Source organism: Flavobacterium araucananum (assembly GCF_002222055.1).
Taxonomy (GTDB): domain Bacteria; phylum Bacteroidota; class Bacteroidia; order Flavobacteriales; family Flavobacteriaceae; genus Flavobacterium; species Flavobacterium araucananum.
Window position 1 is genome coordinate 108,776 of record NZ_MUGS01000015.1, and the last position, 15,273, is coordinate 124,048.

General features: G+C 33.3%; 5 protein-coding genes. All 5 read right to left on the bottom strand.

From position 1 onward, the window contains the following. Positions 1-5,418 (bottom strand): fibronectin type III domain-containing protein, encoded by a 5,418-nt coding sequence (locus tag B0A64_RS10575; RefSeq protein WP_089479485.1) that lies wholly within the window; start codon positions 5,416-5,418, stop codon positions 1-3. A gap of 31 nt (positions 5,419-5,449) precedes the next feature. Continuing rightward, a complete protein-coding gene (locus tag B0A64_RS10580; protein ID WP_123875910.1) occupies positions 5,450-7,954 on the bottom strand; it encodes a porin family protein in 2,505 nt (834 codons plus the stop codon). Positions 7,955-7,999: 45 nt separating this feature from the next. Continuing rightward, positions 8,000-12,877, bottom strand: coding sequence for a T9SS type A sorting domain-containing protein (locus tag B0A64_RS10585; RefSeq protein ID WP_089479487.1), 4,878 nt, complete (start codon positions 12,875-12,877; stop codon positions 8,000-8,002). A gap of 25 nt (positions 12,878-12,902) precedes the next feature. Next, entirely contained in the window at positions 12,903-13,865 is a 963-nt protein-coding gene (locus B0A64_RS10590; RefSeq protein WP_123875911.1) for a hypothetical protein, read from the bottom strand. A gap of 223 nt (positions 13,866-14,088) precedes the next feature. Beyond that, the gene (locus tag B0A64_RS10595; RefSeq protein ID WP_089479489.1) at positions 14,089-15,270 is read right to left on the bottom strand and encodes a hypothetical protein; all 1,182 of its coding nucleotides are present in this window, start codon (positions 15,268-15,270) and stop codon (positions 14,089-14,091) included. Positions 15,271-15,273 lie beyond the last annotated feature (3 nt).

The window sequence follows — 15,273 nt, forward strand, 5'->3', positions numbered from 1 at the left end:
TTAAAAATTACAGATTTGTTTTTTTGGGTATTTTGTTCTAAAATTTTTCCATCCTATGAAAAATTCTGAATCTATTTTATTCATTTCTTTTAAAACATCTTCGCTTGCACCTGCAAAATCCAGCATGAATCTTTCATATAACACTTTGTCAAGCTTATCTAACTTTGTTTTTAAAGAACTTAATTCAGTTTTATCAAGTAAAGTTAACAGGCTGCTAGTTTCTGTAACTGCTTTTTCTGATCTTAGTATTGTTATTGCATTCTCTACGACTTTTATTTCTGCTGCTGTAATTGCGTTTGCCTCTTTTAGAGCATTTAGATTTTTTTCTAATTGTATCGCAGACAATTCTTTTGTTGGTTTTGTAAGTAGTTTTATATTATTATTAGTATTTAAAAGCTGAGTTTCTTTTGCAAATTCAACAGTTTGCGTATTTATATCTATCGCTTTATAAGTCAATGTCTTTTCGCCAACAACATCAAAAATGTTTTGAGCCTCATTGACAGCAGCAAATTCGTTAGAAATTTTCAACATGTTATTTGGTAATACCAAATCAGTAACCGATAAGATACCTGTTGCCAAACTTGCTTTATTAAAAAAGCCGGCAAGTTCCTCATTTTGTTCTCTAAAAGCTGTACCAGCCATACTTGCTACAGAACTTACTTTATCTGCATAAAATATTATTCTTCCTAATTTTGTTAGTTGCCCTCCTGGTATAGCCAAAGTAAGTGCATCTAATGAAGTTTGAATAATATCTGCTCGGGTTTGCATATCACCAACATCACTAGAATAAAGAGATAAGATAGCGGGAACAGGAAGTGCAATTGGTTTTCCGTCTTTATCTTTATTAAGTTCATAATCTTTAAGAAGATTCTCTTTTGATAGATTTTTAAAGAGCATAAAATCAAATGGAGAAAATTTATGTTTATCCATTGGTACTGATTCGCTTTTAAAGAGGCCTTCTTTTAATGACTGCTCCACATGGATCTTTTTAGTTTGTTCATCATATTTAGCATCTATAGACAGGAATTTATGATCCTTGCTTTCATAATCGTAAAATAGACCAATTTGAGTATAATTTGAAAGATAGGATGCAAAGTCTGCGTAGCCTCTTACAAAAATATTTTTGTAATCATAGGTCAAAGCAACTTCGGGTTTTTTGAAGTAGTCTGTAAGTTCTTTTATTGATTTTAACTGATATTTGGCTATGATTTCTTTCATGCCATTATTGTATTTTTCTGATCTTAGAAAATGCTGATAGAATACACTCATTAGTAATTTTCTATTATCTCCGGAAATAACTAAGTTACCATCATCTATTTTAAGATACATAATGTACCAAAGAGGGAACTCTCTTTTGATCGTTGCCGGACCTGAACCACCTCTTGTGTTTGGCCAGCTAAAAACTACTTTGTCATTTTCTAATAAATCTATTAAAATATTTGAATCAAATTTAGTGTAGGCAAGTATGTTTACTACAATTTTTTCTTCTTCCTGAGCCCATAAATTTCTTTGCATTAATGTTTTAACCAATGCGATTGCTCTTTCGGATTTTAAATTTTGAAACTCTAGCTGAGTTGCTAATTTTAAACATTTTACTTGTTCGTCACTTAATAATGCAGGTAATGCAACGTTTGGATCAAATAAAGACTTTAGACATTCATTATTTGTTTTTACTTGCTCATTTAGTGATGTGTCGAAATACTGGAAATATTTTTCATAGTATTTTTGTTTATCAGTACTATTGTATAATTCGTAAACAAAATTATATGTTTTTGCTTGTCCTCTCCATCCGGTATGATCGTTTAAATTAATTCTAAAGTTTTCATCCCATTTATAAGTAGTTTTTATAGTCCCGGCATATGCTGTGGCACCTGCGCCTGATTGTTCTGAATATGTATCTGTAAATTTGTCAAAAAAGGCAGGATATACTACTCGCATTTCGGCAATTTTATTAATCCATAATTGCTCAGGTTTGCCAAAATGTCCTTTAAGCATATTTTTTGTATTTTGATCATAACACCACAAACATGCCGTATTTACAGAAATTTCTTTGCTTAAATTATTTAAGAATGTAGTAGTGTATGGCGAAACTTTATTTATAAATACATCAAGGCTAATTTCTGTGGTACCAGAGCTATATTGTTTTATATTTTGATGTTCTGATACAGGAAATGATAATTTAAAAATTGCATAATTTGAATTTGCATTTAATAGAGGAAATATAAAACCATTTACTTTACTAAAATCAGCCAGATCTTTATAGATAGTTTTATTTTGTTGATTAACATAACCTTTTGAGGTTTCATATATATATTCATTTATCGTCTTTCCGTCATCTTCAAGTTTTTGAAATTTACTTAAAGATCCTGTTTTACTCTTGTTAGAGTATGACATTGCATCTATGGTTCCTTCTACAGATCCATATGTAAAGTAGTATTTTATTAATTTTTGATGCTCGATAGATACAACCTGGCCATCTGGTGTAATAAATGATACTGTCCCTTTAGTATTATCTTTGGAATCTTGATCTAAATTGATAAATGTATAAGGAATTTTTTCATAAGTACCGTAAGTTTCTCCGTCTTTATCTCCTTGAAACAAATACAATTGCAATCCAGGCGCATGTAGCACCTGCCAGTCGTTATGACTAAATTCTGTTCCAGTACCATAATCCATCAATAAATCGGTAGGAGTAATAGTCTTGTATTCCGTAAACGGATGTTGTAACCCAAATACACCGTGTCCTAATTCGTGAGCAATAGTTTTAGAAGTGCTTCCTTTGTCTTCTTCTTTATCTTTGGCACTACCAAATACAAAACCGAATTGACGTTTTAGCGGCATGAAACCAGCTAAACCTTTTGAAGACGGAATATTTGTTACTAAAATATAATAAGAATCTTTTTCGTAAGTTATTTGTGTTTTTATGTAGGCAATTATTGCTTGCTGCTCTGCTGTATATTGTGCCAGCCAGCCACTATCTCCACATTCTATAGTATTTTTAGGGTAATAACTTGAAGGCAAATCTACATTTTGCGTTGATACATTAAAGTTAATTCCTGCCTTATTGTATATAGTATTAAGATCTTTTTCGACATTAGAAATTGAAGCGTTATTAATACTTATTACTTTAAGATTAATGTTTTTATTGGTCAAATGCCACAAATCAATTGTTCCTGCAATATCATATTTGCCAGCAGCCTCTTTTGGATCTTTTGGGGTTGCAGGTTTTACAGTGGCAATAATTGTTTCTTTAGCAAAATCTAACGTCTTTTTTAGTGTTAGTGTTGCAACATCATCTTTCCAAACCACTTGAGTGCTGTCTATAGCAGTACCATTTTGTGTTTTAAAGATAATGTCTTTTTTTGTTTTTCCGTTTTTGAAAGTTGCTGTTGCGACTATAATATCGGTATTTGGTTTATCTGATATAGCTTTGTAATTTACTTTATAAGTACCACCGCCTTTTTTTGTAATGGTTTGATACGTTTTATTCAGGTTTCCATTTTCGGTTGTTGGAGAAATATCAAAAGCATATTTCCCATCTCCCTTAGAGAATATAACATTTACATCTTCTGATGAAATTTCTGTGACTTCGCCACCAGATCCCATTCCGTTCGTGTTTTTAGAATTAGGAATTCCGCCTGCCGCAAGTTGCCCGGATTGATCGATTTTTCCTGTTGGAGCATTAGCCGGTACAGAAAATTGTTTTCCGTTTTTATCTGTAATTATTATGTCATTTACAGTTTTAGGAATCGTATAGCTAACATCACCAGGACCTTTTACAGTTACGGTACCATCAGGGTTTTTAGTTACAGATTCTACAATAAAATCTACATTTTGATTTATAACTTTTCCGTTATCGCCAAAAACATCATTTACAACCCCATCCAAATCAGCCATACTGCTCCAGTTAGGATCGTAGCTGGCAAGAATTTCTCCTGAGATTAATTTAAAGTCGGTATTAAGACCAATGTTATTAAAAGTGATTCGGATTCTGGTATATTTACCAATGTTACTTTTTGATTTTCCGTTTTCATCTTTTCCTGCAAATGCATCGGCTGCATCAATCAGTTTCCTGAATTTTTCTAAAAAGGGCAGGGTTACATAACCATCTCCGGAAAAATTACCATTACTTCCTGTAGCGTGCAACACTACTATAGGAAAATCTCCTGCTGATACAACATCATTTGGGTAAAGATTAGGCAACGGAGTTTTGTTGGCCAGGTCATTTGGGTCGGGTTGTATACCACAACCGGCAAAAGCAATTTCGTCTTTGGCAATGGTTGTAAATTCATTAATTGTACTATGAACATATTTACCAAGATCGCAGGATGATCCTACGGTATACTCGTAAGTTGTATTTGGTTTTAAATTGGTAAGGGTAATGTTTTCTCGAGGTGTTACCACTTTATACCAGTCAGAATTGGCGTTTTTTTCGCGGTAATTTACCTGATAATCATAATTTTCTATATTGCCGCTCCAGGTTATTTTGGCCTGATCCTGACTTACTCCTGAAGTTGTAATCGCCAATGGTGAGGTACAGAATACTTCGTATGTAAAAGCAAAAATTTCGGTATAACCGTTGTTTTTGAACACACCAATTTCTTCGGCACCTAAAATTGCCTTTGCTTTTATGCGCCACGCATATTTTTTGCCCGGAATAAGTTGAGGTTCGCTCATACCATATTGCAGGGTTGTCATTTTGGTTGTAGTGGTATACAATGCTGGCGAGTAGGCAAATGCATTTTGAACCGGGGTGTAATTGTCCCAAATTTCTACCAATGAAAATTCATATTCGACATTGCTGACATTGATGCTTCGCGGTGTCCAGCTAAAAACAATATTTTGAATATTTTGCTGCATGATCGAAGCATTATTCAAAGGGAGGTTTAAAAATGGTGGTTCATTCTGAAATATAATAGTGGTTGAGCCTGTTTTTTTAGACAGTTTTTTTCCTGTAGCAAAATCATAAACTTCTACATAAATATTGTAAATGCCTTCTGGTAAAGGCTGTGCATATTGATTTTGGTTTAATCCTAACAAGTTTTGATACTCAAAATAAGGAGCTAAGTCGACATTGGTTAACTGAAGCGGAAATCCTCCTTCGAGATACAATGGTTTTGCACCTACCACAAAATCATTGGTATTAAATGCTATACCGTTCCCCTGAAAATAAATTTTAAGTCGTACCTGACGGTTTGAAATGGTCAAATCGTTTAGGACTAACTGAATTTTTATAGGACTATTTATCGTAGTCGCATCTGCATATTTAGTCAAATAAATAGGAGAGGGCTGCGTAAGTTGGGTCGTGATCGATATAGGAAAGGTTTGCGCAAAGCTTCCAAATCCTGCCAGGGAACATAACAGTAATAAATATAGGTGTAATTTTTTTTGCATCTTGGGTAATTGAGTTTTATCCATTTTTTGTCAGGTCAGTATCTTATTTACTACTTTATTTTTGAATATGTTTTAGATCGATTGCATCAATTGTCGCATTTTTAACGGCTAGTTCATGATAAAACGGAATCATTTTTAATTCGATTGCAGCTGTTATTTCAGTAGCTGATTTTTTGTCTTTTATTAATTTAAAAGCTTCTTCAATTTCTTCTTTACTAAAATCAGCTATATTTTGATTTTGTTGAATTTGGGTTGCAGGTATTTTTGTCAATGCCAAAATTTCTTTCAACATCCATCTGTGATGCATTAACTGATCACGCTTGCTGTCGCTTCTTTCTACTAGTTTTAGGTAGGATTTATAAGCTGCTTTGTCTGTAACATCAGACTCGACTGTGCCGTTTAATTTATGGCTGTTTACTCGTCCTATGGCTGTAACATATCCATTTTCGATACTTTCGTCTTTGTCTTTTATTTCTTTTTCCAGTTTTTGAGCAGCTTCAAAAAGGTAGTCATTATAGTGTTTGAGAGTTTGATCTTCTACATTATAAACTTCGAGATAATCTAAAACTTTTTCCTTAAAATCTTTATCATCAGGGGCGAGTGTAGCCAATGTTAATAAATGTTCTAAATTGGTACTTTCTTTTTCCGGTAAAGGATTTAGGGCAAGTTGCATTTCTTTTAACTGATTTGTGATTTGATCACGAGTTCCCTCAAAAGCTTTTCCGTTGAGGTTTATTTTTAAAATAGGATTTGTAGATTTTAAGTTTAAGTCATCTTCTGTTCTGGGTTCTCTTTTTGGACGCATTTTTATTTTATCAAAAGAATAGGCGTAGGATAGAGTGGCTGTTAAATCATTGTTTTTTCTGCCGGCAGCATTATTAAACAAAGAGATTACGCTCATGTTGAAATTGTGTTTTTGGAGATAAATATATGATCCGTTTAATCTAAAATTGAAAACATCATTTTGTTTATCACCGTTACTGTAACTCGTATTGTAACTTGTAGTAGCACTAGTATTTAGTTTTTTGTCAAAAAATAATTTTGAAGCTCCTATTGTAGGTCCAATAATAAAATTTTTACCTGCATCGGTTTGTCCGTACGTATTATTCAGGGAACCATTAAAGCTTAAATCTTTTTCAGGATACCCAATAGAATAGGTAAGTGCAGAGTTATAATAGGTAGAGGCTCCTCCTTCAACTGTTTGTCCTTGTTGTTGGTTTTTGGCATCTTGCATAGAGAAATTGGCACTTATCGCTTTCTTTACTTTTTTATCATTTTTAAGTAAATAATTTAGAGTCAGACCAATATTTTGATTGACTTGCCTAAAATTTAAAGTATCTAAATATTCATAATTAGATACCTGATTAATATAATCGAACTGATTACGACTGTTAGTGTAGGATTGAAAATTAGAATAATTAAAGTTTAAATTTAGTTTTTGATTGGGTCTGAAATCGGCATTAACAGAGGTTACTAATCGCTTCATTTGACTTTCTTTTTGCTTTTCTAAATTATCTTTTTGAAGACCAAGATTTACAGCAAGAGAGATCTTGTCTTTATTTAAATTTTGTGTTGCATTCACAGTAATGTTTTCTAAATCATTATTAAAATAATACCCTCCAAAAGTTCTGTAATTAGGATCAATTCGTTCGTATCCTATACCTAAAGTTCCTTTTCCGGCTGGATATACTAATTGACCTTTAAAAGCATCATAACTTGTAGTGGTACTGTTTCTGCCTAAAAGGAAAGATGAAATCCCTTGCGCTTTTCCGCTTTCTGTTACTCTCAAATCTTCTGTAATACTACTGTTTGCATATTCTGTAGAGACCTGTAATTTTTGAAAAAGCTTAAAAGAAGTTTCAAAACTAATAGCTGTATTTTCTTTTGGCGTTACATCCAATTCAAAAGGAACCGGGTTGTTCAGCGAATTTATCTGGTCTTTGGCTTTAAATAAAGTGACCCCTAAATTTATTTTCTCTAAAGCGTATGACGTTTTAAATCCATATCCAAATCTTTTATAAGATGGCAGAATATCCGGATATGCAGAATCAAATTCGTTACTTTTTAATAAACGTCCGTACATAGCGCTAATTTTAAATTTTCCCTGTGGCGTTAAATCAATTCCAAAACCTGAAAACTGATGACCACTTAAAGTATATGGCGAAAAATTCATGCTTACATCTCCAATATGCGCCGTAATCCATTTGTAAGATGGATGTATACTCAAACGATTCATTAATACGGGTTTATTATATCCAAATTTTTGATTTGTATAAGAAAACGATAAAGGAACATTGTACAAATTGGCAATGTTGAAATTGATATTTCCATTCAAAAAATAGCTAAAAGGCTCTCTTGTAGCATTTCCGGAATAAAATACCGTATTGGCAGATGCGCCACCGCTAACATTTATTAGTTTGGCTTTGGCTACTTCCTGCACATCAAAGTTTTGCGAAAAACCAAAAGTGCTTGTAAAAAGTAGTATTGTAATTAAAATTATTTTTTTTAAAATCATTCTTTTTATGCCATGAAAATTAAGTTCTCTCTTCTTGATTTCCATTGTTATTTGAAATTGATAATTTTTACTTGCTTTATATTTTAAAGTTTATTGAATGATAATTTTTCTCAATTTACTTCCTTGTTGCGATTCAAACAGAACGAAATATACTCCTGAAGGCAGTCCGTTAAAACTAAAGTTGAACAGATAATTATCTTTGCCATCTTGTGTTTTTGAATCGATTAGCATATTGTTATTTAAATTATAAACCTTAACATGTGCAGGCATAACTTTATCAAGCAATACATCTACTGTAAAAGTTCCTTTTGATGGATTAGGATAAATTTTCAAATCAAATTTTTTCGAAACTTCATCGGGATTATTTTCTTCGAATTCACCTTCGGTAACTAAAATTGTTTTGGTTTGATAAGCGGTACAATTTCCTTTTTTGGTGTTCATCGTAATATCATATTCACCGGCTTGACTAAAACTTATCTCAGCAAAATCTTTGTTTTTAGAGATAATCGTGGCATTACCTGGCAATACCCATTCGATCTCGTCAGCATCGGGATTACTAATGTCTACAATTATAAATTTCTCATTTTTGAATACCTGACTAGAAACCGCAAATTCAGCACTAATGGCGGTGTTTTGGCTTGATACTTTTATAGTATCTGTAGCTTGACAACCTAATTTGTTGGTTACAATTACAGTATAGTTTGCAGGTTCAGAAACTGTAACCATTGCTTTATTGCTTTTAAATCCTTTGTCTGATGTCCATGCATAAGTAGCTTTATCATCATCAATAGTGGCATTAATGGTCAGGGTTTGATCAAAACACAATGTTACATCTTCGCCAATATTAATAATATCTTTAGGCGGGTTTTTGATGGTATAGGTACGGCTGATTATACATCCTTTACTATCCGTGATTTCAATCGTATAATTGCCCGCAGCAGCATTAGTCAACGTATTTGATTTTTCGCCTGTATTCCATAAATAGGTATAAGGAGCAATACCAGCAATTGTCGTAACAGTGATAGTGGCATCAGAACCACCATAACAGGTTGGGATCTTTATAACTTCGGCTGCATCCAAATGAGCTGGTGCAACAAGGGTAATTGTTTTTGTGATTGTACAGCCATTGTTGTCTGTCACTAATAGTGAATAATTTCCGGGAACAACATTGACTAAATTAGGAGTTCTGTCACCAGTATTCCATAAGTAGGAGTAGGGTGCAGTACCCTGAGTGGCTGCCGAAGTAATTGTCCAGTCATTTCCGTCACCACATCTTGTATATTGCGAGGAAAGAGAATTATCTAAAGCTGTAGGTTCAGTAATTGTAATGGTTTCACTTGTAATCGATTTGCCAAAATAATCTGTTGCAATGACAAAATAAGTGCCTGCTTTTGCATTCAGTAAAGTTTCGGCTTCACTTATGATGACTGTAGGATTGTTTACATTATACCATTTATAGTAATAATCAGGAAGACCTCCGGAAGTAATTGCTTTTATACTTGCTGTGGCATCTCCATAACATTTTACAACGTTGATTTGAGTCAATTTGATAAAAAGTGGATCAACTTTATCTAAGTCTCTTTTTTCGATCATACAACCATTTGCATCGATTATGGTAATAAAATATTGTCCTACATAAATGTTGTAAATGCTATTAGATTCTTTATCGTTATCGGTATAGATCGATTTACCATCTTTATCATACCATTCAAAATTATAATTTGGAGTACCTCCGATAACTGTAACTTTAATACTGGCATCATCGACTCCTAAAGCAGATGGAGCAGTTTTTTCTACTTTTATCCCCATTACTTTAGGTTCTGTAATAATAATCTCTTTAAAATCCTGACAACCATTGTCATCAGTTACAGTAACATTGTATGTTGATGCATAAAGATTTTTGATTGTGTTTTCGTTGGCATTTGTTCCGGTACTCCATACAATCGCATATTTTCCCGTACCTCCCGTTACATTAATGGTAATTTCGGCATCGTTATTACCATTACAGGAAACATTCTTTTGGGTATAATTGATTTTTAGAAGTTTTGGTTCGCTCACCGTTACAGGATTTGAGGTGTAGCTATTTCCAAATCCGTCTTTAACTTCTAAAATATAATCACCTGCAACTAATGTCCCGGAAGGATTTGTTGTAGAGGCAATGATGCCGGGAGTTAATGTGTTGTACCATTTATACTCGTACTTTTTGTTTGCATCAGGAACACCAATTGGCGCACCTCCTGATATTGTAGCTTTTAGAATAGCTTGTTTGTTACCAAAACATTTTATTGATTCAGTTTCAACAATCGAAGTAATTAAAAGTTCGTCCGGTTGATAAACGGTAAAGGTGTCTTGTGTTGTACATAGATTTTTGTCTGTAACAATAACGGTATATGTGCCTTCTCCGATTCCGTTTAATAAAGCATTCTTTTTACCTGTCATTACTATTTGACCGGTGCCTTCGTACCATTGATAGGTGTACGGGAATGTTCCGTCAGAAACCACGACATCTATACTACCATTTTTTAAGCCATAACCACTGGCTTCTATTTTTGTAGATGAAGCAATGATTAATGGTTTAAGGGGTTGCGTAATTTTAACCGCAATTGGTGCGACCGAGTAAGAACATCCGTTATCATCTTTAATACTAAAGGAATAATCCCCAGCAGGAATTCCGGTTCTGTCCTTTGTCGTACTACCGTCATTCCAAATAACATGATAATCTCCTGTTCCTCCTTGAATATTTAATGTAATAGTTGCATCGCTACCCTTAAAACAATTAACATTTGTTTGCGTAAAGGTACAGGTGATCGCAGGTCTTTCAGTTAGTTCTGCAATTATGAGTTCTCTTGAAATATTTACATTGTCTGTTACAACAACTTTATAAAAACCAGCATATAAATTTTCGATTTTATTTGTTATTCCACCCGTTAATAGCGTATAATTATCTGTTGCTTTTTGCTTGTAATACCATTTATAATCATATTGGTTTGGCATTACCGGAGTTCCACCGCTTGCAATAACCTCAATACTACCGGTATTTGCCCCATTGCAGGTTACATCTACTTTATTTACAAAGGCTACAGCCAATGCTTTTAGAGTAACGGTTTCAATAGTAGAAGTACAATTGTTACTATCTTTTGCAATTATTTCATAAACTCCATCGCCTAAACCGGTAATTGTATTTGTTGGATATTCAGTACTAATACCATTATTTTTCAAAATGTAGGTATATGTATTTGTCCCTCCATTTGCATTAATCGTTATTTGTCCATCATTTGCCGTAACTATAGTAGGCTGTATTGGTTTATTAATTGTTATAGTAACAGCAGTATTTTGAATGATTGTAATGTTTGCAGGACTATTAAATGTACAATTGTTATCATCTTTAATACTGTAAGAATAAGTTCCGGCAATTAATTTTGTTGGATCTATTATTCTTGCATTGTCCGTAACATCTTTATAAACTACATTATAGCTGCCCGTTCCTCCTTTAATATCTAATTTTATGGTACCGTCATTTCCACCATTACAACTTACGTTTGTAAATGTAGAAGTTGCTGTAAGAGGAGCTGTTGGTTGAGAAATATAGTAATCGGCATAAATCTCCTTATTGTAAGCATCTGTAAGTCCCACTCTGTAGTCGCCAAGAATAAGATCAGTTATGGTAGAAGTAGTTTGTAAAGGAATTTGAGTTTCTACACCATTTTTTACAGTAAACCATCTATAGGTATAAGGACTTGTTCCTCCGGCTGCCGTTATAGTTATTGCCCCGGTTTTAGCATCGAAACATTTAATATTTTCTTGTTTTACTAGTTTTATGGACAGTGCTTCAAGTTCAAACTGTTGTGAAGTAGTCACACAACCATTAGCATCTTTTACAAATACATCATAGATACCATTTCCTAATCCTGTAATTATATTTGTGGTATATTCAGTAGGAGTACCATTCTTCTTGGTTACAACATAACTATAATTAGGTTTTCCTCCGCTTGCATTTATAGTGATTTGTCCATCATTAATGACAGGACTTGTTGGTTGTTTCTGAGATGTTGTTGTAACAGATAGTTTTGCAGGTTCAATAATCTGAATACTACTGGTGCTATTGAATTTGCATCCATTAGCATCAGTTATAGTATAAGAATAAGTTCTTTTTGATAATCCTGTTCTGGTAGTTTGTCCTGTTTCAGATGTTGTAATAACGCTATCACTCCAAAGAATTGAATATCCCGCAGTTCCTCCAGTAATGTTAAGGGTAATTGTACCGTCTGTTGCTCCGTTGCAGGTTATATCTGTTTTAGAATGAGTTGCGTTTAATGCATTTGCTGGTTCAGTAATTCTAAAAGGATCTGACCAAGCTTCGTTAGGCAAAGCAGGTAGTGCTACATTATCTTTTACATATACTTTGTACACCCCTTCGGATAAAGTTTTTGCAGCTGTAGCCCCTATTTTACCAGTTGATACATATACATTATTAACTTCTTTATACCATTCATAGCTATACCCGGATGTAACTATTCCTCCACTTGTTGAAGTAACTGATAGTGTTCCGGTAGCATCACCTTTGCAAGCAATTTTATTACCCGTAATGGTAACTAAAAGTTCTTTAATTTGATCTATTGTAAACGGATATGGATCACTTTTACAGGAATTACCATCTACTGCAGTTATGGTATAACTGCCAGCACCAAGTTTTGTCCAATCACTGGGAGCAGTAAAAGAAGGATCTCCTGCTTTCGTCCAATTGTAAGTATATGAACCTGTTCCGCCTTTGAAAAAAATGGATATTGAACCATCATTTCTATTAAAACCGGTTGGATTTTTTTTGCTTACAACTCCATCTACTACAATGGCTTTGGGAGTGGTAATTGTAACAGGTTTGGCTCCATTTTCATCAGCTTTATTAGGATCAGTTTGAGAAAACCCAAATAAACTTATAAAGAAGAGTAATAGTAAGTAGTATTTTTTCATAATTTTTATATGTTTATTTGGGAGTTTAATTTTCTATGCAATTATTAGTATCAACAACTATGACCTTATGATCTCCATCTTTAGGTAGTGTTATGGTGTCCGGATTTTTCATAAGTAATTTTTTAGTCTCATTATTCAAAATATAGTAATAAGGAGGTGTCCCTCCTTTAACAGTAATTAATACTCCCCCTTTATCTGTACTGCATTTAGGTTGTATACCAGTTAAGTTAAAAGTTAATGGTTGTACATCTTCTATTATAAAGGAATCAGTTTTAATAGCACTAGATCCAACTCTATCATTAGTGTCAGTATTAGTTTGCGCCTGGTATTTTATAAAATAAGTACCATGCGCTATGTTATTCCATGTATATATATTATTGTGAATATCCTTTTTCAATGCAGATGCACTACTCAAAAAGACGAAATCTTTTAAGTCTGTGTTGTATACAAACAGGTTAAAAAGAAACTCCTGGTTGTCTTTAAGTTCTGTTTTAAATTGTAAAGTCGCACTTCCGCTGGATTCATTACTACATTTAACATTAGAAGTAATGGGTTTTTTATCCACTAATTCAGGAGAACACCCTATAATAGTATAAGTTCTTATAGTAGTATATTGAGTTTCGTAACCCGCTTGAAAATGAACTTGCAATTGATCGCTATAACCGGGTAGATCCTTTATTTTAAAGGAAATTGATGTTTGTTGCTGAAACTGTGTTGGAAAATCCTGCCATGCACCATCTGCTAATTTGTAACGCCAGTTCCAACCATTTTTTAGTGTAATTATATCTTCATTACATTTTGAATTTGTTTCTCCCTTCTGAAGTTCCGGTATATGTATTGCCATTATTTCAGAATTTGCAAGACATCCACCAAAATACCAGTACGAAAAGTTGTCTTTATTGTATGGTGCAGTTCGTTTTATTTGTCCGCATATTGGTGACCCACTCAAAATTTCGGTAAAGCTTAATTCATTTGGATTGCCAGTCACATAAAAAAAACAATATAGATCATCCTTGTAATTTTCTTCAAAAAAATTAATTGAGCATGAATTTGTTCCCGTCGTAATTTGATGTAATCCGTTATAATCATTACCAGGCCAGACAGAATTTGAAGTGATTTTAGATTTTACTAAAATCGCATACTCCGTCTGCCCATGAACTAACAGGTTTGCTAGAAAGAATATAAAAAAGAGTGATTTTTTCTTTATCATGTTATTTTTCTATACAATCATTACTATCAACAACTATAACTTTATGCTCTCCATCTGACGATAATGTTATGGTGTCCGGATTTTTGATAAGTAATTTTTTAGTCTCATTATCCAAAATATAGTAATAAGGTGATGTTCCTCCTTTAACAGTAATTAATACTCCCCCTTTATCTGTACTGCATTTAGGTTGTATACCAGTTAAGTTAAAAGTTAATGGTGTTGCATCTTCTATTATAAAGGAATCAGTTTTAATAGCACTAGATCCAACTCTATCATTAGTGTCAGTGTTAGTTTGTGCCTGGTATTTTATAAAATAAGTACCATGCGCTATGTTATTCCATGTATATATATTATTGTGAATATCCTTTTTCAATGCAGAGTCACTACTCAAAAAGTCGAAATCTTTTAGATCTGTGTTGTATTTATACAGGTTAAAAAGAAACTCCTGATTGTCTTTAAGTTCTGTTTTAAATTGTAAAGTCGCACTTCCGCTGGATTCATTACTACATTTAACATTAGAAGTAATGGGTTTTTTATCCACTAATTCAGGAGAACACCCTATAATAGTATAAGTTCTTATGTTAGTATATTGAGTTTCGTAACCCGCTTGAAAATGAACTTGAGATTGATTACTGTAACCGGGTAGATCCTTTATTTTAAAGGAAATTGATGTTTTTTGTTGAAATTGTGTTGGAAAATCTTGCCATGCACCATCTGCCAATTTGTAACGCCAGTTCCATCCATTTTTTAGTGTTAAAACATCTTCATTACATTTTGAATTTGTTTCTCCCTGCTGAAGTTCCGGGATATGTATTGCCATTATTCTAGAATTAGCAAGACATCCGCCAAAATCCCAAGATTCAAAAGTATCCCTGTTGTATGGTCTTGTTTGTCGTATTGTTCCGCAGATTTGGGTACCCACCATATTTTCAAGAAAAATAAGTTCAGTAGGGTTTCCTGTAATATAAAAAAAACAAAATTTGTCTTTGTTATCATATTGATTAGCAAAAAATATTTCGCAACTATTATTAGGTCCTGCAAAAATAGAGTGAGTACCTTCGTTATCCATTGCAGGCCATTTAGCGCGAGGATTAATCTTTGATTTTATTAATATTGCATATTCACTTTGCCCATGAGCTAACAGGCTTCCTAAAAAAAGTATAAAAAAGAGTAGTTTTTTCATTAT